Here is a 26732-nt window from a genome sequence, read left to right on the forward strand (position 1 = left end):
ATTTTAGTCTGCTTCCTGAGAGACGAAAGGCATGGCAGCCTTCCAAGCTTCAAAACCACCATCCATGCTATAAACTTGCTCGAAGCCCTGATGAATCAAAAATTGAGCCGCTTGTTGGCTACTAATACCATGATAACAACAAACAATAACCGGGGTTTCGAATTCAGTTTCTGACATAAACTGCTGCAAACTACCATTGGTTAAATGCACCGCACCTTCAATATGACCAGCCGCAAATGACTGTTCATCTCGAATGTCTACTAGTTGCGCTTTTTTGTCTAACAAAAGAGCTTGTGTTTGTTCTACGGAAATATGTTCGAACTGCTCCAAATCTACCCCTATTTACTATTGTTTAGTTAACGACTACCAATTTAATATCACTTTACCAGATTGTCCCGACTCCATAGCATCAAAGCCTTGTTGGAAGTCGTCGATAGAAAACTGATGGGTAATAATAGGATCTAAGTTCAATCCTGACTGCAAGAGACTAGCCATTTTATACCAAGTTTCAAACATTTCACGGCCATAAACACCTTTAATGGTTAAACCTTTGAAAATCACTTGGTTCCAGTCTATTGCCACATCTTTAGGTGGAATGCCCAACATGGCAACTTTACCACCATTATTCATTTTAGCCAGCATATCTCGTAATGCAGAGGGAACGCCTGACATTTCTAAACCAACATCAAAGCCTTCGGTCATCCCTAATTCAAGCATCACATCTTGCAAATTTTGAGTGGCGACATTTACCGTGCGAGTTGCGCCCATTTTGTTAGCCAAATCTAAGCGATAATCGTTGATGTCGGTGATAACCACATACCTAGCACCAGCATGCTTTGCCACAGCTGCAGCCATAATACCAATAGGACCAGCCCCGGTGATCAATACATCTTCGCCAACCAAGTCAAATGACAAAGCAGTGTGAACTGCATTGCCAAAAGGGTCAAAAATCGACGCTAGCTCATCGCTGATATTGTCGGGAATTTTAAATGCATTAAACGCAGGAATCACCAGGTACTCAGCAAAAGCCCCTGGGCGATTTACACCAACACCTTCGGTATTGCGACACAGGTGGCGTCTACCAGCACGACAGTTTCGACAGTGCCCGCAAGTTATGTGTCCTTCACCAGAGACCCGATCCCCTATGTTAAAACCTCTGACTTCCTGACCAATTTCAACCACTATGCCAACATATTCATGACCTACAATCATCGGCACAGGAATGGTATTTTGTGACCATTCGTCCCATTGATAAATATGCATGTCTGTGCCACATATTGCGGTTTTATTGATTTTAATTAGTAGATCATTGTGACCAACTTCAGGGACAGGAGCATCGTTCATCCATATCCCTTTTTCGGGGTATAATTTCGCAAGTGATTTCATGAGATCACCTTCAATTCACGACCGACATCGATAAAAGCATCGATTGCACGATCAACCTGTTCGATTGAGTGAGCGGCAGACATTTGCGTGCGAATTCGCGCTTGCCCTTTTGGTACAACAGGAAAAGAGAAGCCAACCACATAAATGCCTCGTTCTAACATCTTGTCAGCCATTTCACTGGCTAGCTTCGCGTCACCTAACATCACCGGAATAATTGCATGGTCTTTGCCTGATAAGGTAAAACCGGCACTTTCCATACGGCTTCTAAAATGTTTAGCATTTCGGTTAAGTTGCTGGCGTAATTCATGCCCTTGCTCCAGCATCGAAAATACTTTCAATGACGCAGCAACAATTGGAGGTGCAACAGAATTAGAAAACAAATATGGTCGAGAGCGTTGACGCAACCATTCGACGACTTCTTTTTTACCTGATGTGTAACCACCTGATGCACCGCCAAGCGCTTTACCAAGAGTACCGGTAATGATATCTACCCGCCCCATAACATCATTGTATTCATGGCTACCGCGTCCGTTTTCACCGACAAACCCAGTAGCATGACAATCATCGACCATTACCATGGCATCGTATTTGTCAGCTAAGTCGCAAATACTATGCAAATCGGCTATCACACCATCCATCGAGAAAACGCCATCGGTGGCAATTAATTTAAAACGTGCGCCATCTTTTTCGGCTTGAATCAATTGCTCTTCCAACGCTTGCATGTCGTTATTCGCATAACGATATCGCTTGGCTTTACATAGACGAACACCGTCAATAATACTGGCATGATTCAAAGCATCAGAGATAATGGCATCTTCAGGACCCATAATAGTCTCAAACAAACCGCCATTAGCATCAAAACATGATGGATATAAAATGGTGTCCTGCATTCCCAAAAAAGCACTGATTTTTTGCTCTAACTGCTTATGGATATCTTGGGTTCCACAGATAAAGCGCACCGAGGCCATACCAAATCCATGCTCATCTAAACCGTCTTTAGCGGCGGCAATTAACGCCTCATGATTGGCTAATCCTAAATAATTATTAGCACAAAAATTAAGTACATGTTCACCGCTTTGAACAACTATATCAGCGCTCTGGGCTGAAGTAATTACACGCTCGGATTTATACAAGCCATCTTGTTTGACTTGCTCAATTTGCTGATTGAGATGTTGGTAGAATGATTGACTCATATTGCCCCCAATGAATTAGATGGCGCTATATTAAAAGAAATTTTCGCTAGGTAATACGTTGTGCCACTGCTTTGGCACTAATTATAGGACATGTTGAGGTGTAAGGATTTAATTACACACGGAATTTAGCACAGAAGGCGAAGTGGACATGGCAGTCACAATCGCAATCTTTGCACGCAATTAATGCGACTGACCGTATTGCCAAATTCCATTTTTACAGTACTTTTGTAACTCTTCGAACAACAAATCTTCGGGGATAGGTTTTGCAATATAGAAACCTTGCGCCATGTTGCAATCAAACTGTTTGAGTAAATCAATCTGCAATTGTTCTTCTATCCCTTCGGCAATTACTTTCATTTTTAAGTTTTGCACCATGGACACAGTCGCCGCCACTATCTGCCTATCGGCATCATTGGATAACATACCGTCAATAAACGCGCGGTCTATTTTAATAAAATTCGCGGGCATTGTTTTCAAGTAACTTAAGGAAGAATAGCCGGTGCCAAAATCATCAATAGAAATTAAGAAGCCTTTATCAATTAACCTTTGCATAATCTCGTTGGTACGCTGGATATCAGACACTAAGGTTCTCTCGGTCAATTCCAATTCGATTAAGCTGGGTTTCAACCCAGAACTTTTTATTTTTTCCTCTAAATAGGGGACTAAATCGGGATCAAGAAATTGAATACCGGCCAAATTGATTGCTATTTTTAAATCGGGATATCCTTGTTGTTTAAACGTTTGCAGCAAACTAAACGCATTTTCAATACACCAATATCCAAGGGTCAACATAAACTCAGTGTTTTCTAGGATAGGGATGAAATCGCCCGGTGAAATAGGTCCCCTGTCAGGGTGATTCCAGCGCAACAAGGCTTCAAACCCCACAAGACGTCCAGTTTTTAGCTCTATCTGGGGTTGTAAGGAAAAACTAAAATTATCGTTTATAAGAGCAATTCGGGCCTCATCTTCTAGGGCTACTTTATCTATGGCATTTTTCGACATAGATTCGATATATAGCTTGATACAGTTACCGCCATCGTTCTTCGCGTGGTACATAGCAATGTCTGCACAACGAATCAGTTCATTGACGTTAGTTTCTGCCGATGATGTGTGAGCAAAGCCGACACTGGTTGATACATAAAAACGCAATTGCGCCACGTTTATCGGCGCTCTAAAGCGATCCAGAAGTTTCTCGGCAACTTTGATGGCACTTTTGATATCCTCTACATTGTTCAATAAAATTGCAAATTCATCACCACCTAGTCGACAAACGATGCCATTTTCATCTAATGCACTTTGGAAACGAGCTGCAGCCTCTCTTAATAATTCATCACCAATTGTATGCCCATAACTATCATTTACTTTTTTAAAGTCATCTAAGTCGAACATCATTAACACGACAAACTTTTCACTCTCGACTAACTTTGCCACCGCCTCTTTAGTTTTACTCACCAACATATTCCGGTTGGGTAGATTAGTTAGCTGGTCATACATAGCCATTTTTTCTAATTCATTGGCTTTGGTTAAAACTTCATTATCAAGTTGCTCAAGGCGATCAGCCAGTTTATTAGCGGAGGCATTTAGGGTGTCCAGCTCATCTTTAAAATAATGTGTAGTCACTCTGTTTCGGAGTCTAAATTGTTGATACTCCCGCAACGCTAACAGCGGCAAGCGTTCGCTGAAATCAATTAAGCGCTGACGTACGCTGTTGGTAATCAAATAGAATAACAACATGGCCAGCACAAACACCACAGATGCAGTGATCAGTATAGTTTGTTGGTAAGCCCGGTGGGCTAACATCATTGGCGTAATATCGTATGCTGCCAAAATATAATCATCATCGGCATTTATAGTCGACATTGGAATAACCACAGCAAAATAATGTTTATTGTTGATATTTAACTGGGCTCCTTCAACGGTAAGTTTATCAATGGTTAGCTTTGCCGGAAACGAATCAATTAAGGGTTCAAATAAGTCAAAATGTTTAACCGCCAATGGTTCTCTTATTCGGAAATCCCGAGCATATTTAGCCTCAGTTTTATTAGACACATAAACTAATGCAAGGGTGGCATCTGTAGACTGATTAAGAAATGCTAGTGTATCAATTAGACTTAGACTCAATGTAATGACTGCTACACTTCCATCTGCCTGAAACAGAGGAATAGACAAAATCTGTGAACACTGAGGTACACAAAATGTGCTTTCTTTAGGTGACTGATTTTCAAAAACATACTCCGTATTTTTCAGAATATGCGGTGGTATATCCGATTCAGAGGAATACATTAGGTTTTTTTGGCTATCGAAAAGCCAACCTTCTTCCACTTGCATGTTCAATTGCAAAAACTCAAAACGAGAAGATAAGGTTTTAGCTAGTGCTTGAATCGGTTCAGGCTCGTTCTGATGTAACTGAACCAACATCTCAACCCAAGACTCAATGCGGGCGCCAAATATCTTATTTAATAGCAGATATTGACTTTGATTTTGATGCTTGATTTCTTGTTGTTTGAGTATGAAGTCCTGATTGGTTTTTTGTAACCAAAGAAAGGACATAGATATTCCCAAAACCAATAAAAAAACCAGCAACAGTAGGAGCATTTTGTTGGTAAGGCTAAGAAAAGACTTCATGTTAGAACCAATGGGCTAATTGAACGCCCCAAATATTCCAATATTTGTGGTCGTTCTGGATCGTATTGGGCATAAAAACAGGAGCTAAACGCCCAGTGCCTTTGACACGATGAAATTCGGCTTGGACTTGCCAATTTTCTGAAAAAGTCCAGCTAGTCCCTAAGGTGAATTGATCTTGATAGCCAAAGTACGCTGGCACAATGCCACCAGATAGCGCCGACCTAGCTTCACCACTTCGATCCTTGCGATCTAAATCAAAAATGTCCAATCTTGCAGTTAAGCTAATGTCTTTACTTACATTGTAACGACCTTGAATATACCCCCCCTCACCGTGGGAGTCGTTATTGAACCCCAAATAAACTAGGTTGCTATAGATACTCCGTTCCCTGTATAATTCCATAGCTAACTGCCAATTTTGAGTCTCATAAGTGCCCTGAAGCATAAAACGTTGGATTTGTGCGTCACCATCAAAAAATGCATCATTTTCGCCACTATTATACTTAAATTTGGAATCCAACAATCCGACGCTAAACTTCACAGCTTGGTTGTGCCAAACGAAATTCCCTTGATGCACAAACTTTTGTTCAATGTCTCCTGTGGCAATCTCTGCAATCAAATTCTTAGTTTGCTCCTGACTGATGGGCGAGCTTCCATAACTCCAATTGAATTCCCAGTCTCCCAAAGTATTTGATGTGTTGGCAACTAACGCCACACCATCAACTCCAAGTGCCACATCTCTGAAGGCGTCAAAATAGATGGACTGAGGTAGAATGATGGTTGGTCTAGTATGGGGTACATCCCGAGTGGATGAGTACAACCAATGATAGTTTTTCACTCTGCCTAAATGCACGTTGACCTGCCAATCTAGTGTACTAATAGCGCGCCAATCTAGAAATAAATAGTCAACTCGGAATCCCTCAGGATAACGATTACCACCGTTTAAATAAACGACCTGTCCCGCAACTCTAAAGTTGGAATCTAAAGTATAAGATCCATTGAGACCTATCTCTGTCAGTTTCAAGGTGACGTCGCCTTCGTCATCAATGTAATTAGAGTTTTGTGCCTGAATCACTCCTTGAGCAATAAAGCCACGCCAATTAAAGTTGTCTGAACTACTCGCGCTAAACGAAAAAGCGGATAAGGTAAAACCAAATAGAGCTAGCAAATTTACCGATAATTTCATCTGCTATTCTCCTATTACTTTTATTTTTTTGACTTTCTCGGTGCTGCTAACATCGAGTACATAACCTATGGCACCGGGGGTAGAGCGGAGTTTTTTAAGCATTTCTTTGGTACTTTTCAGCTCTTTGGGTTTATCTCCTAATCCAGAATAAGCTAACTTATTCCACAGTCTTTCTATTTGGTAAGGGAACATTTTAAGGACATCTTTACAAAGTGCTTGATGGGCTGGATTATCGGTTTTTAATACAAACACAGATATAGGCTGTCCATCCGGCCAGACAGTTTGTCGCATCGAAAATATTTTGCGCAATTGAGCGGGGGTCAGTTCTTCCGTTTTTACATCACTGTTAACTAAAACACTGATTGACCTATCCTCTGCCAGAGTTGCAGTTGATAATATGGTCAATAAAATAAAAGTGACCTGAGCCAGTCTACTTAACAATCCTTTCACCTTTCCTCTAAACAGGATTTCTCCTGAGAAATTAAGATTAGTTTATCTTTTTAGAACTTGCGCATGCTTTTTTGAGTTAATATTAGTTTTCGTTTACTGTTTTCAGTCACTTTGGCTAAAAAACGACCTTTAAATGCGATTATTCGACTTTTACTAATCATATGCCGACAGAGTATAATAATTACCAGCATGACTCAATCACCCTCTCAACAGTCTTCATTTTTAAATTCTACGATGCTAGTTTGTAGCCGCTGGCTGTACTCATTAACTTTATCGTTGGTTATTCCTATTTTATTTATACATTGGTTAGTCAATTTTAGTTTGCGCAAAAAACAATTTAATTTACATCGTTTAAGCCGTTTCTCGATTTACACCAAAGCTGTAAAGGGATCGGAGATATTAATTCACTGTGTTTCAGTGGGCGAAGTCGCTGTAGCTGCTAGTTTAATTGAAAAATTATTTCGCGAAGATCCAAACCTAAACGTAACAGTCACGACCACTACCCCTACAGGGGCAGCTAATGTGAAAAATCTTTTAGGTGAGAAAGTGCAGCATTTATATTTACCTTTTGATTTGGGATGGATGATGAAACGAATGTTAAACAAAATTCGTCCAAAACAAGTTTTGGTGGTAGAAGTTGAATTGTGGCCGAATATGATAAGGCAATGTGTGAAAGGTCAAATTCCGGTAATTTTGGTCAACGGCAGAATGACCGATCGCTCTGTTCGCGGATATCAAAAAATGGCTGCGTTGATCAGTCCAATGATGCAATCCATCAAACACGTTTGTGCCCAATCAGAAAGAGATTACCGAAATTACCTTAGCCTGGGCATCCCCGCAGATAAACTGACGATTACCGGCAATATTAAATTTGAATTGGAAAATACTATTAGTGGTGCAGCTGAACCCTTAGTCACGAAATTTAAGCATGAAAAGCGAAAAATACTTATTGCTGGAAGTACCCACGATCCAGAAGAGCAAATTTTAGTTGAAGCCACTAAGTCTCTTATCAAACAGTTTCCTGAATTACTGTTAATGATAGTTCCGCGCCATCCTCAGCGTTTTGATAAAGTTTATGAGTTGCTCAGCGGCTCTGGATTAAGCGTCTCCAGAACGTCTCAAACAAACAAGAGTGTGCGCCATACCGACATTGTTTTAGTTGACCAAATGGGTGTTTTAACCGACCTATATCATTATGCTGATTTTGCGTTCATCGGTGGTAGCATTGCAGCGAAAGGCGGACACAATCCACTGGAAGCGGCAGTGGCTGCAATCCCCACAATGATGGGAAACCACATTCACAATAACCCTGCTATATGTGAATCTTTAAAACAAAGCGGTAATCTATTCTTAGTCACTGCTAGCCAAGATATTGTTGATTTAGTTAGTCATTGGCTTGTTGACGATAAAGCGCGTATTTCCGCCGGCCAGAAGGGTTACGATGTTATAAAATCCAATAGAGGAGCGCTGCAAAAAACCATTGAACTAATAAATACTCATCGGCCTTGAGCAGATAACAGCCTGTCAATTTGCTCAACAACCTTTTCCACTTCAATTAACTTCATCAAATCTTGACCTTTTGCCCGGGTTCCCCAAGGAAGCTGCTGCCAAGTTTTACCGGTTTGTTGCAAAATAACCTGGTCGTAAACTGAAACCACATATTGCAAACTTAAATATGGCCCCGTCCGGCGAGGATTACTGTGTGCATACAGGCCAATTACGTCAGTGCCAACAGTAGTCGCCATATGGGCTGGCCCAGTATCAGGAGCAATCACAAATTTCGCGAACTTAAGCACTGCTAGCATTTGTTTTAGCGAGGTTTTACCAATCAAATTTGTAACTTTATGCTTACTATGAGTTTCAATTTGCTGACCTAAACTTTTATCTAAATCAGCTGGACCTCCGCACAAAACAACGTTAATCCCTTTTTCAGTTAAATAATCCGCTATGCTCGCATATCGCTCCGGTAACCAGTTTCTTTCCGCTTTACTAGCAGCGGGGCTGATTACCACATAGGATTTAAGCTCTGCTTGCAGATCTTTAGCCAACTTTTGCTCGTCATCAGCAAGTGGAATGGACCAACTCACGTTGTTAGGTGAAGGCACATTTATGCTATCAGCAAACCCCATAAAGCCCTCTAAAACATGGGCGTGCTGCTGTGCGGCTATGCGCCGATTAGCAAACAACCAATGTAATTCTTTGCTTCGAGCCCAATCAAAGCCTATTTTCGTTGTAGCATTGATTAATCTCGCCGCCCAGTTGGCACGAAATGCCACCTGCATTAAAAACAAGGCATCAAACTTTTCTCCATTCAAATCATCTTTGAGTTTGACATAGGCATCTTTTCCCATTTTTTTATCAAAAATGATGAAACGTACATTTGGCATACCTTTCAATAATTGATACTCAATCTTGCCAATGATCCAAGTAATTTGGATGTTAGGAGCATGTTTAACAATTCGGTCTACCATAGCTGCGGCATGGCAAACATCACCAATCGCTGATAGACGCAGAAGACAGAGTTTTTGGACATTCACAATAGTAGGTTCGATTGCTGCTGTAATATGTGTCCAATTTCATTACAATTCATACCATTACACAAGGGCGAATCAGAATTTATATGACAGATGCAGAGCAAACCAATAAAAAAGGAGAAATAATCTACTTTGATCCGTGTTTTTTGCCTAATTGTCAGTCTGATTACTTTTCACCAATATTTTGGCAGCAAAAAAATGCGATTATCGGCTCAGCAGTTGGTCGCGGTACAACACACTTTATTCAAACCGAACAACATGAATTGGTGCTCAGACATTATCGTCGTGGTGGTTTGATTGGTAAATTGCTCAGCGATCAATATTTATATTTAGGCCTTGAGTCTACTCGCGCATTTCAAGAATATAATTTATTGGCAAAGATGAACGCTATGGGTTTGCCTGCCCCCACTCCGGTTGCCTATCGCATTATTAAAAAGGGCATCTATTATCAAGCCGATTTGCTCACTGTTAAAATTGCAAATGCCCAAGATATTCATCATGTTTTGCAAAATCGGGCGTTATCTGAACAAGAATGGAAAAACATCGGGAAAACCATTGCTCAATTCCACCAGCAACAGATTTATCATCACGACTTAAATATCCACAACATCATGCTCGATGATGCTGGTAAAATCTGGTTGATTGATTTCGATAAGTGCGCAGAAAAAGCCGGGGAGTCGTGGAAACAGATTAATTTAGAACGACTTCTGAGATCGCTTAATAAAGAGACAAATAAAATCGATAATTACAACTTTCAACAAAGCGATTGGCTATTTTTGCAAGCCGGCTATAAAAACCACTAATTTCACAATCACTCGCTTACTTCTTCCTGTTATTTTTATTCACAAAATGCAATTCGTGTAATTTCGCTTCTTTTAAAAAGCCATACATTGCTGAAATATAGGCATGAACGAGCCCTCGACGACCGGAAAGAAACATTCGTTCAATAAAATAAGCTTTTACAAACATCAGAGGGAACACCAAAAACAATTTTAGCCAAGAAGGCTTTTTGCCTTTATTAAACTTTTCTTGGGCTTTCAAAGAAGAGTATTTATTCTGCTTTTCCATGAGCACTTCAGTGCTTTGATATCCATAATGTATGACCAAGCCTGACATATCTTGTTGTTTCGCGCTTTTACTTACCTTTACGTTTTCATGCACTAAGCGATCGGTTGGAAATTGGACTTTATGTTTGTTGTAGAGCCTAACGATAGAGCGTTTTTTCGAATTGGCGGACATTGGTAATTGCCAAAATATATCTTCAAAATACAATCGATAGGCATCCGCACTTTTTTCATCCACTACCGATTGAATCCGACTAACATATTCAGAGCTAAGAATCTCATCACCATCAACATTTAGTACCCAGTCGTTACGGCATAAAGACATTGCGTAGGACTTTTGTTTAGCAAACCCCAACCAATCTTGGTGATACACTTTGGCACCATATTGTTTAGCGATTTCAACCGTATTGTCAGTACTGCCTGAATCGACAAGTATAATCTCATCAAAATTTCGAAGGTTCTCTAACACTTGGTTAAGGTACTTTTCTTCGTTGAGGGTAATAATAAAAACGCTAATGGGTGTATGAGACATGACGATTAATCTTCTTCGGTTGAGTCAGGTTGTTGATTGACTGCCCACAAAGCGGCGTATTTATGAAAAGCATACTGCCCTAAAATTATCGCCATTAAAAATCCACGTTTTCCGTCCAAAAAACCCAATCGAAAAATATATTGCTGAATGAAGTCGACAAAGAATCGCAGTACAGCAAAGCTCAAAGACGATTTTTTATTTTTCTTAGCTTTATCACCGGCACCTAAAACCGCATATTTCAGGTGTTTTTCTTGAACATGATAATAATCTCGCCAACTATAATGAAGTAACGGCGATTTCAATATGCGGACTTTTTCTACCGGCATTTCTAAAGATTCATGTACACTTCGATGTTTGAAATTAGCGCCCTCTTTGAGAAATAGCTTACCTTGCGGCGATGCATAACGACCGTGTTTGAGGGTTTTGCCGAATAAAAAGGTGTGCCAAGGAAATTTGATAAAAGTAGCATCTAGGTTAGGTTCGCTTAGCACATCATCAATTTCTTGTTTGAGCTCTTCGGTAATAACCTCATCAGCATCAATATTCAGCACCCAATCATGTTCACAATAGGTAAGAGCACGATTACGCTGTGCGCCAAATCCTGGCCAATCGGTCTGATAGACCTTGTCCGTGTATTTTTTGACCAGTTCTACTGTGTTATCTGTACTGCCAGAATCGAGCACTACCAGTTGGTCAACCCAACCCGCTAGGGGCTTTAAACTTGCTTCAATTCTGTCAGTTTCATTACATACGATCATGAAACAGGATATTTTGCGTCTAGTCATTGGCGGCTCTTATTCATTCGAATTTCTAATAGTTACAGGCTGTATTTAATTTCAGAAAAAACTGTAAAGTCGTTTTCAGAGTCCTGCTGATTCACCTTACTTGCATCAAGAACAGCGCCTAGCTTGACTTGCCAGTGTCCCCACACAGTTTGATAATATCCGCTTAGCTGAGTAATTTTTTCAGTAAGTCCGACTTGCTCTACATCAGCACCAGCATCGTCAATTTTAATATAACGAATGGCGGCTTCGAACACATCACCATCGGCAAAGTGTTTTAGAATACCTAAGGATGTCATACGTGCATCGGTTTGGCGATCTTCGCCCAGTTCTCGGGTGTAATAACGATACCCAGAGGAATAGGTGCCACTTTCATAATAGCAATGGGTTACGTCTACAATGGCGTCGTCGCAAGATACGTTGGTATCGCTATTTTCTAGGTAGACTTTTGCATCCCACAGGTAACTAGATATACCAACACTGCGAGCTTGGTTACTGACGTTAAATTCACTGGAGTCTCCTTCATCTACATATTGACCGTAGATACTGACTGGATGTTGTAGAACGCGAAATGTGTATTTAGCATCAAGGCCTGCTAAATGACTGCCGATATGAGTTTCCATAGATGGCTCACATTCATCAGCACCATCAGAACAACGTTTTTGAAAAGTAAGCACTCTGAAAAAGTCATTCATTCGGTCTGGTTGGCCATCACCACCCCATACAGCTAACCAAGAAAGGCCGACTTCTAGTCCTGGAATGGGACGGGAGGTAAAGCGGCTAGCCCATATTTTTGCATCGGGTACATCACGGCTATCTTCTAACTGTCCAACCTGCGCAGTGGCGTACCAAGGACCCAAGAATGACAACCAGTTAGAATCAGACTTTGAGGTTCGAGAGCGAGATAATGCCAATGTGGGTATTGGACGTGCATTGTTGGATAATATTAAGCTATTGCCGTGAGATGGTCCCCACCACTGATCGATAGAGCCTAAACGAAGATTCCAATCACCAAGTTGGTATGCCAAATAACTTTGATCTAAATTCTGCTCGCCATTAGGCTCAAAATTGACTGATAGTTTCCCAGCCAATCTTCCTACTCGCGTTTCAGAATTAATATTGAGACGTCCCTTTTCCCCCTGCTGACCATCAAAACTGGCATAACGGGTGCGTTCAGTCGCACCGTATGCGGTCACCGACGAAAATGTATCTTTATGCTTTTGCAGCACTAAATAGTGTTTTAAGCGATTCGCTGCGATGGCTGCAGACGGATGCATAGAGGCAGTATCAAGCTGCGATAGCTGCTCCGAGATGCCTTTCCAAGGAATAGGAAAAGTCGTGGTAACGCTATCTAAATAACCAAATTCACTGAGTATTTGCACATCATAATGCAATTGCGGATCTGTGGTACCAACCCAAGGAGATGCGGAACTCTGTCCAGAAAAAATTAAAAACAATAAGCAAAACTGAATGCACTTAGGCACTAAAAACGCTCCATAATATAAGTAACCTTAACGCCAGTTAAGTACCAACAAAGCTAATAAGTGAAAAATCACCGGTATATTCTGTTAGTTGATGAATACTCATCATAAACTCTGATGATGAGTTAGGGCTATTCACCCTTGGATTTATGCTTAGGTCTATTATAAGCTGTGTGCTTTAATTATTGAACTTCATTGAGTTGTTAATATGCACACAAAAGCCATTTATCCAGGCACATTCGATCCTATCACTAATGGCCACGCTGACCTAATTGAAAGAGCCGCGAGAATGTTCTCAACGGTGACAGTGGCTATTGCTGCGAATCCAAGTAAAGAACCTCTTTTTACCTTAGAAGAGCGAGTTGATTTAATAAAGCAAGTTACATCTCACTTGGAAAACGTGAATGTTGTCGGCTTCACTGGGCTTTTGGCAGATTTTGCGGATAGTTTAGATACATCGATTTTAATCCGTGGTTTGCGAGCAGTTTCAGATTTTGAATATGAATTCCAGTTAGCAAACATGAATAGACGGTTAAATCCAAAGTTAGAAAGTGTATTTTTAACACCCGCCGAAGAAAATTCATTTATCTCTTCAACATTAGTCAAAGAAGTGGCTAAACATCGCGGTAAAGTGGATGGCTTTTGTCACCCCGTTGTGCAAAAAGCCTTGACTGAAAAGTTCCACAAAGACGCTTAATAGATTGTAGGCGGATGCGTTAGCCCCGCCGCTCTAACCTTGTCCATTTTTGTCAACAATCCATGGCCTAAAGGCCATGCTACGGGAGCAATGTCTGTTGTAGGCGGGTGTTTTAACCCCGTGCAATCGTTCGATATTCCATGGCCTAAAGGCCATGCTACATGAGAAATGTCTGTTGTAGGCGGGTGTTTTAACCCCGTGCAATTGTGCGACCTTCTATGGCCTAAAGGCCATGCTACATGAGAAATGTCTCTTGTAGGCGGGTGTTTTAACCCCGTGCAATTGTGCGACCTTCCATGGCCTAAAGGCCATGCTACATGAGAAATGTCTCTTGTAGGCGGGTGTTTTAACCCCGTGCAATCATTCGATATTCCATGGCCTAAAGGCCATGCTACATGAGCAATGTCTGTTGTAGGCGGGTGTTTTAACCCCGTGCAATTGTGCGACCTTCTATGGCCTAAAGGCCATGCTACAACTTAACGCTGGCAGGTGGGGCAATAGAAGGTATTACGTTGCCCGATAACCACTGATTTGAGTGGCGTTTCACAACTCACACATGGTTGTTTAGCGCGACCATAAACCCGTAATTCTTGGGCAAAGTACCCAGGACTACCGTCGGCTTGGGCGAAATCTTTCAAGGTAGTTCCACCTTGTTCAATGGCCTTGGACAAAACGTCTTTAATAATGGGGGTTAACGCAAAATAACGCTTTTTACTGACTTTCCCCGCATGACGCCGCGGATCTATTCCAGCCAAAAATAATGATTCATTTGCATAAATATTTCCCACCCCAACAACAACTTTGTTATCCATGATAAAGCTCTTCACAGGCACCAGCTTTCCCCGTGACATATCAACAAGCCGCTGAGCGTCAAAGTCATCGGTGAGTGGCTCAGGTCCAAGATTACTAAATAATGCATGAGACTCTTGCTGCTTATCTAACCATAAACACGCGCCAAATCGACGGGCATCATTGAGACGTAAACACAATCCATCAGTTAATTGAATATCCACATGATCATGCTTTTGCAAGGGTGTATTAGTAGGAATAACCCGCAACCGCCCTGACATTCCTAAATGCAGAATTATGCTGCCTGCATGAGTATCAATTAACAGGTACTTAGCACGACGGCGAATATTTTCGATTACCAAGCCATGAGTTAAATGCACTTCATCGGGTATCGGCCAACGAAGTTGTTTATGACGAACAACGACTTGGCTAATGGTCTTGCCAATCATATGGGGAGAAATACCTAGGCGGCTCACTTCAACTTCGGGTAACTCAGGCATTAATAAGTCTCTAGTAGCAATGTTGTAATGGGTATATCGCGAATCTCAAATAACTGTTGTTGATGTAACACCAAGGTATTATCACCATCTTCGTAAAGCTGAAATACACGACCACTATTTTCTCCTGCCAACCAAGCAATGGCTATTTTTGGCATTTGTTGCGGAAGATCACCCTCGAAGGGTGTCATTTTTGCAGTTTCCCAATTTTTCGCTATCGCTAACATCTGCGCTTCGGTGATTTTTTCAGATGGCCTAGCTCGCCAACCTTGGCCAATTCGCTCCATGGTCACTATGGGCATTTGCAAAGTCATCAATTTAGAACCGCTTGGAAGCATGCTGGCTTGCAGCTCGCCATCATCCCCACCGGTGAGAATATTATTGGTGGAGTTGAATAAAAAAATCATTAACAACATGCTGATGATAATGACATTGTTCCAAGCTTTTCGTGATAAACGCATTTTTAACCTGAATTGAGGATAAGTAGAATCAATAAAGAATGAATTATAGCGATTATTCAAAAGTTATGAACAAATAGTTAAATAACGCAAAAAACCCGGCATAAACCGGGTTTTTCGGGAGACAAAAACAAGCAGGTTTACTTGATTTTGGCTTCCTTGAACATAACGTGTTGGCGAATTTTAGGATCAAACTTTTTGATCTCCATTTTGCCAGGCATGTTACGTTTATTTTTGTCAGTGGTGTAGTAGTAGCCAGTACCCGCTGAAGAAACTAATTTAATTTTATCACGCATGGTCGGGCTCCTTAAATTTTCTCGCCACGGGCACGAATATCAGTAAGAACTGAATCAATACCTTTTTTATCGATGATACGCATGCCTTTTGGCGTTAGGCGTAATTTAACGAAACGGTTTTCACTTTCAACCCAAAAACGGTGGGTTTGAAGATTTGGCAAAAAGCGACGACGGGTCGCATTTTTCGCGTGAGAGCGGTTGTTTCCTACCGCTGGGCGCTTACCAGTTACTTGACATACTCTGGACATCGTATTTGTCTCCAAAACAACTTTTAACAATTAGCTTCGCTATATTTAAGAAAAGCAATAAATCACACTAAACGCATAGCGGTAGTGACAAGAGGGCGCATTTTATACAGCATATAACCGTCACGATCAAGGCTTTTGTGTGAAAAAGATCTTATCTTTACTCAGTTGCAAGCCAGCTTACAACCCTAGTTACATGGGATATCCGGTGCTTTGCCACTCAATATGGTTTATCCCCGCCTATTGTAACTCGATAGCCAGAACGCGTTTCAGGGAAGTAATCCCAAACCGCAAAATGTTGGGTACATCGATTATCCCATAACGCAATTGAGTGAGGCTGCCAGCTAAAACGCACTTGGAAATTGGGATCTTTTGCCAGTTCAAATAACATTTTAAGAATGCCATCGCTTTCGGTTTTCGATAGACCCACAATTCGAGTAGTGTAAGAAGCGTTGACAAAAATGCCTTTTCTTCCGGTCACCGGATGGGTTCTTACAATTGGATGGCGGCTACATGGATAGGCCGTACCATAATCACCATAGATACTGTGATAGACAGGATTTGCGTCATGTTCGGCTTCGAGTCCACTTAAATAGTCTTGCATGGCTGGAGATAACGAATCGTATGCTGCGTACATCGATGAGAACAGCGTATCGCCACCAATTGATGGCAGAGTATGTAAATACAACATCGAGCCCATAGGAGGCTCTGGGTTGCAACTCAGGTCAGAGTGCCAATTATCGCCTGCCACATATTTGGACTCTTTATCTGCATGTATCGCCACAATATCTTTGTACCCTTCAATGCTTGGTGCTCCTGGATGCACAATAAGATCACCAAAAACTTGCCCGACTTCTCGATGTTGGTCGTGACTCAATGGTTGGTCACGAAAGAAGATAACTTGATGATCCATCAATGCTTGATTTAAATCCGCACGCTGTTGTTCAGATAATGGTTGAGTTAAATCCACATTTCCGATAATCGCCCCAATATTTTTTGTCATTGGCGTGACAGTGATGCTGCTCATGTAATTACCTTTAAGTTGAATACGATTGTGCTTACATACCGTATTGATAGGTTTTGTAATCTGCCACTTGGCTATTTCTAACTGCGCTCAACGCCTTAGCATATTCGGTTAACAAATTAATAGAATGCTGTAATCGACTACGAATATAAATGTCATCTTGGTTTTCAGGTGGATTTGTATCATTCATACAAAGCTTTACGTTGCGCACGATAATATGATCAGGTATCCAACAAATTCTATTATTTTTGTAACTGCTAATGCGCAATTCTGCCACCGGTAAATATCCCCCGACGGAAGCAGATATTGCGACTATCAAACCGGGTTTATTGGCCATTTCTGCGGCGCTACTGAATAAGAAAAAGTTTTTTAAACAACTAGGTACCATTCCATGCCAATCAGGAGTGAGAACAATAAATCCATCGCAACTTTGTAATTCTTTAGCAATGGGTTGCCAGGCTGTTTGTAAACTACCTTGTTTTTCATACCAAAAGCTATCATCGAAATTAGCCAGGGGCTGTTTACCTAAGTCTAATAAAAAAGTGTTCACATCTTGCGAGTTTAACGTTTGTTGAATATATAAACCCACTTTACTGGTTTGCGATTTAACCCGTTGGCTACCGCAGATAATACCTATTTTCATATTTACGTCTTCATTAGCTATGTTTAAGTTAAATTTAAACAAGCCATGCCACAAGTTCTTGATTTTTTACGCCCGATAAATTGTGTTTGCCAAAAGAGTTGCGCTAATTTCGCATTGCATCAGTGCAGTTGCGCACAAGCCTGGTGCATTGGACCATCATCCCCCCGAAATAAAGCAAACCCAAAGACGTCTTTTTACAACTTGTTTGACGGATACGTCCAAGATACGCCGCTATGAAATTTTTATACTAGAGCCAGTTTGGGAAGTAATCAGTTTCTGTTTCAAAGAGACTGTATCGATATTCTCTTCAACAAAAATACTAAACAAGTATAAAAATAGCATTGGGAAATAGCGCATGATGAAAAAAGTATTCGACGAAGAGTTTTTTGCCAGTTTGGCCAGCTCCACATTAGAAGTTGAGCAAGCGGAAACGTTACCTCCAGAATGTTATTCTGATCAAGCATTTTTTGAATTCGAAAAAGAAGCTTTATTTAACCACGAGTGGCTGTGTGTTGGGCGTGAATCGTTGATTCCCAAAGTCGGTGATTTTTTCACTGTCACTCACGTCAACGAACCTTTGATTATATGTAGAGATAGAACCCAAGAAATTCATGCTTTGTCGGCGGTGTGTCAACATAGAGCAATGTTAGTGGCTGAGGGCCACGGTAACGCACAGGCCTTCTTGTGTCCTTATCATCACTGGGGTTATCGTTTAGATGGCACTTTGTCAGGAGCTCCTGCAATGAATAAGACCTGTGACTTTAGTCGTGATGATATTGCATTGCCAAAACTAAAAGTTGAAGTCTGGTTAGGCTTTATTTTTGTTAATTTTGACCTAAATGCAGCGCCATTGGCATCAAGATTAACCGAAGTCACTAAATATCTAAAAAATTACGACTTGGAAAAAGCCGAAGGCCCCAGACCCATGACGCCAGAGAAATACAACTGGAACTGGAAAGTGATGATGGAAAACAATAATGACGGATATCATGCAACCAAACTTCACAAAGGTCCCCTGCACGACTTTATTCCTAGCGAAAAGTCAGTTTTTCCAGAAATGCCTGCAGGTGAAGCAGGTTATGTTAGATTAAATGGAACCAATCACCCTGACGCAGCTTTTAATCCACTGCAAAAAGCGATATTACCAATTTTTCCTAATTTAACTGACGAAGACCGCCACCAAGCGGTGTTTGCCAACTTGCCGCCAACTCTATCTTTGGTGATGACTAGCGACATGATTATTTACTTAATCTTGCATGCAGAATCCGCTGACAGTCATAGTATGACCATTGGCTACTTGGTTGCTCCTGGAGCAATGAAAGATCCTTTGTTTGAAGACAAAATAGATTTTAATATGAAAGCTGCCATGGAAATTACAGAGCAGGACTTGCATGTCGATAGATTAGTACAAGTTGGCTTAACCTCTAGATTCGCTCCCAGAGGCCGCTATTCTTGGCAAGAAAAGGCACAACAACTATTAAATGAATGGTTAGTAGAGCGTTATCAATCTTGTTGGGACAAGTCTAAACAGATCATTCCGATTAAACAGAGTGCTTAATTAATATCGTAATTTCTACAGTACGCAAAAATAAATTTCGTCATATGCCATGCAAATGGTATATGACTTTTTGGTAGGTAAAATCCATGCAAAATCAATCTGATAATCAATCAACGAACACCATGCCATCGATTTTTTTCGGTCATGGCAGTCCAGGTAACATTCTTGAAGACAATGAAGCAACAAGAATGTGGCAACGTCTAGGGCAAGAGTTCCCAGCCCCAAAAGGCATAATATGTATTTCAGCCCATTGGTACACTCAAGGTGTGGGCGTTACTTCGATGCTTAAACCTCGCACGATTCACGACTTTGGGGGCTTTCCACCAGCCATGTATGAAATGCAATATCCAGCCCCAGGATCACCGGAATTAGCTGAAAAGTTGGTCTCCATTTTATCTGAAGAAGGCGCGGCACTGGATGACAGTTGGGGATTTGACCACGGCGCTTGGTGCGTCTTAGCTAAAGTCTACCCCAAAGCCAATATTCCCGTAGTGCAACTCTCGATTAATCGTCAACAAACACCAGAGTTTCATTTTAGAATAGGTCAAAAGCTTGCGCAACTTCGCCAGCAAGGATACTTGATAATGGGAAGTGGCAATATAGTACACAACTTACCAGCCATGGATTGGGGTGGTCGCAATAGAACCTATGCTTGGGCGAAACGTTTTGGTGATGCGATGCGTACTGCGATTGTCGAGAATACCCCCGAAAAAGTAGTGCAGTACACTGCCCTTGGTGCAGATGCCAATGAGTCAGTTCCGAGTCCAGATCACTTTTTGCCGATACTTTATGTATTGGGCGCACGCTTGCCTGACGATAAATTGCGCTTTGAAACTGCTTACGTTGAATACGGCTCATTAGATATGACGACGGTAGTATTTAGCTAAAAGGTTATTTCACACAACTAAGCTGGCGTAAACAGTCAAGTAATAAACCTCCTCAGCCCTTAATCTGGAAAAATACTATTTCCATTAAGACAAACTAAATAATTGAAAGGAGAGTTTATGTCACTGTTGAAAACTGACGATTTGTCAGAACAGGATCGTTGTCAAGCAAGCGCTATGCACACCTTAAAAGCCACAGTGGAAAACTGTCATTGGGGTTACTTTTCTGCAACCGAAGCGCCAGCATTAAAGGTGAAAAGTGGTGATATCATTCAGGCGGAAGCCATAACCCATCATGCTGGCGATGCGCCTGACTTGATGATGGATGATAGTCTCAAAGCCATATGGGACGGCATTCCAGAAGCAGACAGAAACCCTGGTGTCCACCTAATGACAGGACCAATATTTGTCGAAGGTGCTCAACCTGGTGATATCCTAGAGGTTCGTTATTTGTCGATGCGTCCGCGCTTTTCTTATGGTTCAAACTTAGCAGCTAACTGGGGACACTTATATGATGAATTCGAACAAAAAGAACGAGTCACCATTTACCGTTTAGACATGGCGAGTATGCAAGCTCATGGTCACTATGCTTATGACTTTAAGGGAAAATATTTAACGCCTGGAACGATAACTAAGTGTCCTGAATGTGAACGAGAAACGACTTTAAATGGCGTCCGAGTGCCTGTTCGCCCTCACTTAGGCACTGCTGGAGTGGCACCGGATGTCAGTGGCAGAGTGAGCACTATTCCACCTGGTAAACATGGTGGTAACATTGATAACTGGCGGATTGGTGCAGGTTCTACCATGTATTATCCGGTGCAGGTAGAAGGTGGATTATTTTCTATTGGCGACCCCCACGTATCACAAGGTGATGGTGAAATCAGTGGCACTGCAATTGAAGCCTCATTGGATGTCACCATGCAAATCATTGTGCGCAAAGACTTTGTATTCCCTTCCCCGCTGTTAGAAACACCAAATTATTTTGTGGTACATGGCTTTGACGAAGATCTCAATGTCGCTATGAAAAATGCCTCAATCGATATGCTTGAATTGCTTTCAGAACATCGAGGTTTGAGCCGCGACGACGCCTACTCTTTGATGAGTGTTGCCAGTGATTTCGGGGTAACTCAAGTGGTAGATAGTGTACAGGGTGTTCACGTTAAAATACCACGTAGTATCGTAGACACCGGTGAGCCTGATTCAGACTAAAGGCTGTTGAATCCTCACACTGAACGCATACTCTTTGAGCGTGCGTTTTTTATAATCATTCTCATTTCATGCTTTGCTTCACAACTCCCCTGCTGTGGTATGTAACTTGCTTTGCTACCTAACCTTAAAGAAAAAGTTTTCCTAGTAACACCAATCCGTTACGTAAAAATACAAATTGCTATCCGTGCAGTCACGAGAATTTGAAGAGAGAAAATTATGCTTAGTCGAAGTTGGGAATATTCCACCGATGCCCATTCTAAAATTGAACGACTTCCTAGTTGGCAGGGGGCGTTAGAAAAACTCGGTTTATTTTGTGAATATAAGGGCAAGTTAGAGGATTTTTATGCTGTGATGCATAATTTAACCACGCCTAACGGGATTGAATTCACTCGAATTAGTTCGGCATCGCAGAATATTATTGCTAAAAAAGAAAATACCAATAATGGTGTTTGGGTTGCTTTCCCCCTCGAAGGGCGAATGACAATTAGAGAGGGGAATCGGTCTTTTGAGGTTTTACCTGGTGATATTGTATTTGGCGCTATGGGTTCCAAAACCTCACTAACCTTACATTCTGATTTCAGACAATTATTCGTGACCGTACCAAATATCGCATTCAATGCACGTTTAATCGCTCCTCTTCCTTCACACATGCTGCATTTACCGGGGCATTCAGGTCCTGCTCAAACATTAGCCGCGATGCTAGTTTCAGTGGCTAATAATTTGGAAAAAATGACTGAAGATCAGCTACGTCCACTAGAAATGGCTATTCCTGAATTTCTAATCGCAGCGCTATTTCCAGAAGCAGATACCCGCTCTCTCGGCGGTTCGGCTGGAGTAAAAGCCGCTTTATTACATCGAATTTGCCAAAGTATAGAAGTCCGACTATCCAATCCAGATTTGAACTTAAATGAAGTAGCCAGTGAACATAAAGTGTCTCCCCGATACTTGCAGAAATTATTTGAATCGGTAGATCAGAGCTTCAGCCGCTACATTCGAAATCGGCGTTTAGAGCGCTGTAAAGATGACTTCGATAGTCCAGTGCATGCGCAATTATCTATTTCTGAAATTTGTTTCCGCTGGGGATTTAACGATTCAGCTTATTTTAGTCGTTCTTTTCGTGATTACGTAAAAATGTCTCCCAGAGAATATCGTAAACGTTCTAAACAGAAGGCCGCGAAAGAGCATGAATTAAAGCAGAGCAGAGGCCGCCCCATAGGTGTGAGTACCACCGAAAACCGCGAAGACACCGGCAATAAGCCTCAAGTTGATGTGGCGGCAATGGCCAAACAGTCGCAAGCGCTTAAATTAGCCCAAGACAAAGCATCTTCGGTTCATCATTACATTCCAGTCAATAAAGATACTATTCACTGGGGCTTTTTCGACCGTGAACTGACTCCAGTGCTGTATATGAATTCCCATGAAAAGGTAACAATAGAGACCCTCACCCACCACGCCTACGACGACTATGAACGGATGATAAAAGATGATCCCGGTGCCGAGAGTGTTTTTAAATGGACATCTAAACAGAAAAATGTTGATCGCAGAGGTGCAGGTCCCATGGATGCCTCCATTTACGGTCGAGGCGCGGGGGAAGGATTTGGAGTCCACGTTTGTACTGGCCCCATATACATAAATGAAGCCATGCCTGGGGATGTAATCGAGCTACGAATATTAGATATTCATACTCGACACAATCACAGTGACCAGTTCAAAGGCCGCAGTTTTGGCTCTAACGCCGCTACTTTCTGGGGATTTCATTACAATGATTTGCTCACTGAACCTAAGCCTAGAGAAGTGGTTACTATCTACGAAATTGACGAATCAGACAAACCCAGCTGTGCGCACGCTGTGTATAATTATCGTTGGATACCGCAAACAGATCCATTTGGGGTTACCCATGAGCGCATAGATTATCCAGGTGTACCAGTTGACCATAGTAAGACCCAAAAAAACTTCGACATTTTACAAAATGTAGAAATACCTCTTAGGCCACATTTTGGTACTATTGGGTTAGCACCTAATCATGCTGACTTGGTCGATTCTGTTCCACCATCTAATCAAGGTGGCAATTTAGACAATTGGCGTTTAGGCAAAGGCTCCAGAGTATTTTTACCTGTGGCCGTTAAGGGAGGTATACTGTCAGTGGGTGATCCTCATGCGAGTCAAGGAGACTCTGAGCTATGCGGAACGGCGATAGAGTGCTCATTAACGGGAGAATTCCAAGTTATTTTGCACAAACAAGCCGACTTACCCGGACAATATTTTGATATGGACTTCCCGTTAATCGAAACTGACGATGAATGGGTTGTTTTAGGGTTCAGTCACCCTAATTATTTAAAAGAACTGGGCAGCAATGCCCAAAGTGAAATTTATAACCAATCAACAATTGACTTGGCTATGCGAGACGCGTTTAGAAAAGCGCGTCGATTTTTAATGAATTCGCAAAACCTAAGTGAAGATGAAGCTATTTCGTTATTGTCTGTTGCTGTGGACTTTGGCGTGACTCAGGTGGTTGATGGTAATTGGGGAGTGCATGCAGCTATCCCGAAAGGAATATTCACGAATTTGGCTGAAAACACAGATTAGGTTGATAAATTTACCAACGTTAAAAGGATAAAGCGTCGAGTTACACAAATAGTCAAGTACTTAGACGGATAACTACAAAAGTGATGACACGTAAGTTGTTAGTGTAATACCCAGCAGCAAAAACGAAAATAAAAACAGAAGGGTTCACACTATGTTCAAATTGAATAAGCTCTTTAAATCAGTTTCGTTAGCTGTAGTTGCGATGCATGGCGCTAGCACTGAGTTAATGGCACAAGAGTTAACAACACAAAATGAAGAAAATTTAGACTCTATCGAGGTGGTATCAGTAGTCGCAAAAAGAGATATTGCGGGCTTTCTTGAGAATCAACCCAGCGGCTTATTGTTCGGCTTCGAGAAGTCATTACTCGAAACGCCTCGTTCGGCAACATTCGTCAGTGATGAAACATTGAAGGCATTTGGGGTAACTACTGTAGATGATCTTACTGCTGTAGCTCCAGGTACATTTACCGCTTCTTTCTACGGTGTAGAGGGTGCTTTAAATGTGAGGGGAACATTGGCAGAGACCTATTTCCATGGCTTTAAACGCATTGAAAACCGCGGTACTTATCAAACTCCAATCGGCTCAACATCCAGAGTTGATATTCTTCGAGGTCCTCCTACGGCTAATTTTGGTCCAGGTAAAATTGGTGGCTTGCTTAACCTTGAACCGAAAACAGCCAGATTAAGTCAAAGTGGAGGCTACTTGCCAGAAACGGTTGGTGAAGTACAACTGACCCTAGGTTCATACGACAAAAAGAATTTAAGCTTCCAATTTGGTGTACCTGTTAATGTGGGTGACGCAGAAGGCGGCATTTATACCTATGTTGAAATAGAAGATTCAGGTAGTTATTACGACGGTATTGAGCCAGAGCATCAAATGCTGCAAGTAACTGCAGACTTTGAGTTAAGCAATAACTGGACATTAGTTGCTGGCCTAATGGCATATAATGCCGAAGGCTACGTGCAAACTCCTGGATGGAATCGTGTAACCCAAGAATTAATTGATAATGGGACTTATATTACCGGCCGTGATACGGATTTAGTGGATACCAATGGTAATGGTCAAATGGAATGGGCGGAACTATCTGCACAAGATCCTACCTACTTTGCCAAATTGACGTCTTATCCAGACTTTTATTTATATGCTGATGCGAACGTCGCAGCTTTAGATAGCAATGTAGGCACCACACAATTATCTCGTCACAATGTGTATACAAGTGACAGCGACTTTTCTGATACATCAACCTTTACTGGATTTGTCGATCTTATCAAGACCTATGACGATGACAGCCAACTAAAACTGCAACTATTTGCTGATTACTTAGATAATCAACGTTTTGTTAGTTATGGGTTCCCCGCAGATTATTTAGCCAAAACAGCGGAGCTTCGTGTTTCATATATCAGTGCCTTTGGCAGCAGTAGTGACGCAATTCAAGGTTCCTATAACGTAGGTGTAAGCAGCCGTTATTATGATGCGCGTAGAAAAGAATCCTATAATGGTGGTCAAATTGCCATCAACCGCAGAGATATTTCTGTAGGTGCGATGCCAAACGACATTATTGGCTCTCCATTTAACTCTGATTTTTTCTGGGACTTAGATACCCAATCAAAATGGAGCTATAACTCTGCGTTTGCGATGGTCGACTTAACCGCAATGGATATTTGGAATTTGTCATTAAGTGGTCGCTACGATTACTACGACGTCGAGTCTACTGAGAATGGCGATCCTACCTATTCTTACGCGACAGAAACCTACGCTGAAGATACAGACGGTGAGTTTACCTTCAGTGCGATGTTGTTATTAGACCTAGAGTCGGGTATTCGACCTTATATAAGCTACGCAGAATCTTCAGCCATCGAGTTTAGTCAAGCAGGTGACGTATCACCGGACTTGATTGCGAATGGCGAGTGGTTATCTGACGGCGAATTGCTCGAAGGCGGTGTTAAACTCGAATTATTCGAAGGCATTGTCACCGGCTCTATCTCTGGCTATCGACAAGAAAGAACCGAGTTGAGCACTGTCGGGGGAAGCACCGTTAGCCGCACTCGAAGTGAAGGTACTGAATTGGAACTGCGTATTCTAGCCAGTGAAAATTTAAGTTTTAGCATTACCAGTAACAAACAAAAAACCGAATACATTGACGGCTTTGCCGGTTATTACATTGTTAATCCGCGAGATATTGGCTTGAACGATATCGATAACTATGGCATCTCGGTGGCAGCATTGAGCTTTGCTAGCAGCATGTATGCAGCAACGGGTAGCGACTACTACTTAGGAGAGTTAGAAGATACGCGCATACCGGATGCAGTCACTAGTATCTATGCGACTTATGCCAGTGAAGCAGGAGTTTTTGACAGTATTGGTTCAACTTGGGGGGTACGATACGTATCAGAATCCTCCGGCTTGGTAGAAAATTCTGTTAAGTATCCAAGCTATTTGACTGTGCAGGGTTCGTTCTTCGCTCACTATGGTGATTGGTCGTTGATGTTGAATATAGACAATGTATTTGACGAAACCTACTTTACATCACTACAGGATTTATACGGAGACGTGGCCGTATTACCTGGTAAGGGACGTGAATGGCGAGCAACAGTCAATTACGCTTTTTAAATAGA

Annotated in this window: 24 protein-coding genes; 8 read left to right on the forward strand and 16 right to left on the reverse strand. The window is 41.7% G+C overall.

The genetic code is table 11. The annotated features are described in order from the left end of the window. Positions 1–3 precede the first annotated feature (3 nt). From glpE to Q4567_RS08650, 6 genes are all read right to left on the reverse strand, one after another. A complete protein-coding gene (gene glpE, locus Q4567_RS08625; protein WP_216049354.1) occupies positions 4–330 on the reverse strand; it encodes a thiosulfate sulfurtransferase GlpE in 327 nt (108 codons plus the stop codon). 33 nt (positions 331–363) lie between these two features. Then, a complete protein-coding gene (gene tdh / locus Q4567_RS08630) occupies positions 364–1386 on the reverse strand; it encodes an L-threonine 3-dehydrogenase (protein ID WP_303500090.1) in 1023 nt (340 codons plus the stop codon). Beyond that, a complete protein-coding gene (gene kbl, locus Q4567_RS08635) occupies positions 1383–2579 on the reverse strand; it encodes a glycine C-acetyltransferase (protein ID WP_216049356.1) in 1197 nt (398 codons plus the stop codon). Before kbl ends, tdh begins: the two co-directional genes overlap by 4 nt. 180 nt (positions 2580–2759) lie before the next feature. Further along, positions 2760–5129, reverse strand: coding sequence for a bifunctional diguanylate cyclase/phosphodiesterase (locus Q4567_RS08640; protein WP_303500091.1), 2370 nt, complete (start codon positions 5127–5129; stop codon positions 2760–2762). A 76-nt stretch (positions 5130–5205) separates the two neighbouring features. Then, a complete protein-coding gene (locus Q4567_RS08645) occupies positions 5206–6387 on the reverse strand; it encodes a TonB-dependent receptor (RefSeq protein WP_303500094.1) in 1182 nt (393 codons plus the stop codon). Positions 6388–6390: 3 nt separating this feature from the next. Further along, a complete protein-coding gene (locus Q4567_RS08650; RefSeq protein ID WP_216049359.1) occupies positions 6391–6828 on the reverse strand; it encodes a hypothetical protein in 438 nt (145 codons plus the stop codon). Between the two features lie 243 nt (positions 6829–7071). On the opposite strand from Q4567_RS08650, the gene Q4567_RS08655 reads away from it, so the two are divergent. After that, a complete protein-coding gene (locus Q4567_RS08655) occupies positions 7072–8346 on the forward strand; it encodes a 3-deoxy-D-manno-octulosonic acid transferase (protein ID WP_303500125.1) in 1275 nt (424 codons plus the stop codon). Here Q4567_RS08655 and Q4567_RS08660 read toward each other — a convergent pair. Further along, positions 8334–9374 (reverse strand): glycosyltransferase family 9 protein, encoded by a 1041-nt coding sequence (locus tag Q4567_RS08660; RefSeq protein WP_303500095.1) that lies wholly within the window; start codon positions 9372–9374, stop codon positions 8334–8336. The two genes, Q4567_RS08655 and Q4567_RS08660, sit on opposite strands and share 13 nt — an antisense overlap. A gap of 83 nt (positions 9375–9457) precedes the next feature. On the opposite strand from Q4567_RS08660, the gene Q4567_RS08665 reads away from it, so the two are divergent. Continuing rightward, positions 9458–10174 carry a 3-deoxy-D-manno-octulosonic acid kinase gene (locus Q4567_RS08665; protein ID WP_303500097.1) on the forward strand — a complete coding sequence of 239 codons (717 nt, stop codon included), beginning with the start codon at positions 9458–9460 and terminating at the stop codon, positions 10172–10174. Between the two features lie 16 nt (positions 10175–10190). Here the strand turns inward: Q4567_RS08665 and Q4567_RS08670 are convergent, their stop codons facing one another. From Q4567_RS08670 to Q4567_RS08680, 3 genes are read right to left on the reverse strand one after another with little or no spacing between them, the layout of a single operon-like run. Continuing rightward, positions 10191–10967: a glycosyltransferase family 2 protein gene (locus Q4567_RS08670; RefSeq protein ID WP_216049361.1), complete on the reverse strand. Its 777-nt coding sequence runs from the start codon at positions 10965–10967 to the stop codon at positions 10191–10193. Positions 10968–10972: 5 nt separating this feature from the next. After that, a complete protein-coding gene (locus Q4567_RS08675) occupies positions 10973–11752 on the reverse strand; it encodes a glycosyltransferase family 2 protein (RefSeq protein ID WP_303500098.1) in 780 nt (259 codons plus the stop codon). A 32-nt stretch (positions 11753–11784) separates the two neighbouring features. After that, positions 11785–13233, reverse strand: coding sequence for a capsule assembly Wzi family protein (locus tag Q4567_RS08680; RefSeq protein ID WP_216049362.1), 1449 nt, complete (start codon positions 13231–13233; stop codon positions 11785–11787). 205 nt (positions 13234–13438) lie between these two features. On the opposite strand from Q4567_RS08680, the gene coaD reads away from it, so the two are divergent. Then, positions 13439–13927 carry a pantetheine-phosphate adenylyltransferase gene (gene coaD, locus Q4567_RS08685; RefSeq protein ID WP_216049363.1) on the forward strand — a complete coding sequence of 163 codons (489 nt, stop codon included), beginning with the start codon at positions 13439–13441 and terminating at the stop codon, positions 13925–13927. A gap of 476 nt (positions 13928–14403) precedes the next feature. Here the strand turns inward: coaD and mutM are convergent, their stop codons facing one another. From mutM to Q4567_RS08715, 6 genes are all read right to left on the reverse strand, one after another. Then, a complete protein-coding gene (gene mutM / locus Q4567_RS08690) occupies positions 14404–15216 on the reverse strand; it encodes a bifunctional DNA-formamidopyrimidine glycosylase/DNA-(apurinic or apyrimidinic site) lyase (protein WP_216049364.1) in 813 nt (270 codons plus the stop codon). Then, positions 15216–15674, reverse strand: coding sequence for a hypothetical protein (locus Q4567_RS08695; protein WP_216049365.1), 459 nt, complete (start codon positions 15672–15674; stop codon positions 15216–15218). Before Q4567_RS08695 ends, mutM begins: the two co-directional genes overlap by 1 nt. 137 nt (positions 15675–15811) lie before the next feature. Further along, the gene (rpmG, locus tag Q4567_RS08700) at positions 15812–15967 is read right to left on the reverse strand and encodes a 50S ribosomal protein L33 (RefSeq protein ID WP_216049366.1); all 156 of its coding nucleotides are present in this window, start codon (positions 15965–15967) and stop codon (positions 15812–15814) included. An 11-nt stretch (positions 15968–15978) separates the two neighbouring features. Beyond that, entirely contained in the window at positions 15979–16215 is a 237-nt protein-coding gene (gene rpmB / locus Q4567_RS08705) for a 50S ribosomal protein L28 (protein ID WP_008845260.1), read from the reverse strand. Between the two features lie 217 nt (positions 16216–16432). Beyond that, positions 16433–17239 carry a TauD/TfdA family dioxygenase gene (locus tag Q4567_RS08710; RefSeq protein ID WP_216049367.1) on the reverse strand — a complete coding sequence of 269 codons (807 nt, stop codon included), beginning with the start codon at positions 17237–17239 and terminating at the stop codon, positions 16433–16435. Positions 17240–17270: 31 nt separating this feature from the next. Beyond that, a complete protein-coding gene (locus tag Q4567_RS08715) occupies positions 17271–17879 on the reverse strand; it encodes an NAD(P)H-dependent oxidoreductase (RefSeq protein WP_216049368.1) in 609 nt (202 codons plus the stop codon). Between the two features lie 355 nt (positions 17880–18234). Here Q4567_RS08715 and Q4567_RS08720 point away from each other — a divergent pair, with 355 nt between their 5' ends. The 5 genes from Q4567_RS08720 to Q4567_RS08740 all read left to right on the forward strand — a co-directional run bounded on the left by Q4567_RS08720 (position 18235) and on the right by Q4567_RS08740 (position 26727). Further along, complete coding sequence (locus Q4567_RS08720) at positions 18235–19437, forward strand: aromatic ring-hydroxylating dioxygenase subunit alpha (protein WP_216049369.1); 1203 nt, start codon at positions 18235–18237, stop codon at positions 19435–19437. A gap of 86 nt (positions 19438–19523) precedes the next feature. Beyond that, the gene (gene ygiD / locus Q4567_RS08725) at positions 19524–20324 is read left to right on the forward strand and encodes a 4,5-DOPA dioxygenase extradiol (RefSeq protein ID WP_216049370.1); all 801 of its coding nucleotides are present in this window, start codon (positions 19524–19526) and stop codon (positions 20322–20324) included. 117 nt (positions 20325–20441) lie between these two features. After that, complete coding sequence (locus tag Q4567_RS08730; RefSeq protein ID WP_216049371.1) at positions 20442–21530, forward strand: acetamidase/formamidase family protein; 1089 nt, start codon at positions 20442–20444, stop codon at positions 21528–21530. Between the two features lie 216 nt (positions 21531–21746). Continuing rightward, the gene (locus tag Q4567_RS08735) at positions 21747–24116 is read left to right on the forward strand and encodes an acetamidase/formamidase family protein (protein WP_216049372.1); all 2370 of its coding nucleotides are present in this window, start codon (positions 21747–21749) and stop codon (positions 24114–24116) included. A 151-nt stretch (positions 24117–24267) separates the two neighbouring features. Then, positions 24268–26727 carry a TonB-dependent siderophore receptor gene (locus Q4567_RS08740; RefSeq protein ID WP_216049373.1) on the forward strand — a complete coding sequence of 820 codons (2460 nt, stop codon included), beginning with the start codon at positions 24268–24270 and terminating at the stop codon, positions 26725–26727. The last annotated feature ends 5 nt before the right edge of the window (positions 26728–26732 follow it).

Source organism: Aliiglaciecola sp. 2_MG-2023, assembly GCF_030548145.1.
Lineage (GTDB): Bacteria > Pseudomonadota > Gammaproteobacteria > Enterobacterales > Alteromonadaceae > Aliiglaciecola > Aliiglaciecola lipolytica_A.

Coding starts and splice junctions, on each gene's coding strand:
- tdh (WP_303500090.1), bottom strand. CDS start 1,386: ATGAAATCACTTGCGAAATTATACCCCGAAAAAGGGATATGGATGAAC.
- kbl (WP_216049356.1), bottom strand. CDS start 2,579: ATGAGTCAATCATTCTACCAACATCTCAATCAGCAAATTGAGCAAGTC.
- Q4567_RS08640 (WP_303500091.1), bottom strand. CDS start 5,129: ATGTCCTTTCTTTGGTTACAAAAAACCAATCAGGACTTCATACTCAAA.
- Q4567_RS08645 (WP_303500094.1), bottom strand. CDS start 6,387: ATGAAATTATCGGTAAATTTGCTAGCTCTATTTGGTTTTACCTTATCC.
- Q4567_RS08655 (WP_303500125.1), top strand. CDS start 7,072: ATGCTAGTTTGTAGCCGCTGGCTGTACTCATTAACTTTATCGTTGGTT.
- Q4567_RS08665 (WP_303500097.1), top strand. CDS start 9,458: ATGACAGATGCAGAGCAAACCAATAAAAAAGGAGAAATAATCTACTTT.
- Q4567_RS08670 (WP_216049361.1), bottom strand. CDS start 10,967: ATGTCTCATACACCCATTAGCGTTTTTATTATTACCCTCAACGAAGAA.
- Q4567_RS08675 (WP_303500098.1), bottom strand. CDS start 11,752: ATGACTAGACGCAAAATATCCTGTTTCATGATCGTATGTAATGAAACT.
- coaD (WP_216049363.1), top strand. CDS start 13,439: ATGCACACAAAAGCCATTTATCCAGGCACATTCGATCCTATCACTAAT.
- mutM (WP_216049364.1), bottom strand. CDS start 15,216: ATGCCTGAGTTACCCGAAGTTGAAGTGAGCCGCCTAGGTATTTCTCCC.
- Q4567_RS08695 (WP_216049365.1), bottom strand. CDS start 15,674: ATGCGTTTATCACGAAAAGCTTGGAACAATGTCATTATCATCAGCATG.
- rpmG (WP_216049366.1), bottom strand. CDS start 15,967: ATGCGTGATAAAATTAAATTAGTTTCTTCAGCGGGTACTGGCTACTAC.
- rpmB (WP_008845260.1), bottom strand. CDS start 16,215: ATGTCCAGAGTATGTCAAGTAACTGGTAAGCGCCCAGCGGTAGGAAAC.
- Q4567_RS08710 (WP_216049367.1), bottom strand. CDS start 17,239: ATGAGCAGCATCACTGTCACGCCAATGACAAAAAATATTGGGGCGATT.
- Q4567_RS08715 (WP_216049368.1), bottom strand. CDS start 17,879: ATGAAAATAGGTATTATCTGCGGTAGCCAACGGGTTAAATCGCAAACC.
- Q4567_RS08720 (WP_216049369.1), top strand. CDS start 18,235: ATGATGAAAAAAGTATTCGACGAAGAGTTTTTTGCCAGTTTGGCCAGC.
- ygiD (WP_216049370.1), top strand. CDS start 19,524: ATGCAAAATCAATCTGATAATCAATCAACGAACACCATGCCATCGATT.
- Q4567_RS08730 (WP_216049371.1), top strand. CDS start 20,442: ATGTCACTGTTGAAAACTGACGATTTGTCAGAACAGGATCGTTGTCAA.
- Q4567_RS08735 (WP_216049372.1), top strand. CDS start 21,747: ATGCTTAGTCGAAGTTGGGAATATTCCACCGATGCCCATTCTAAAATT.
- Q4567_RS08740 (WP_216049373.1), top strand. CDS start 24,268: ATGTTCAAATTGAATAAGCTCTTTAAATCAGTTTCGTTAGCTGTAGTT.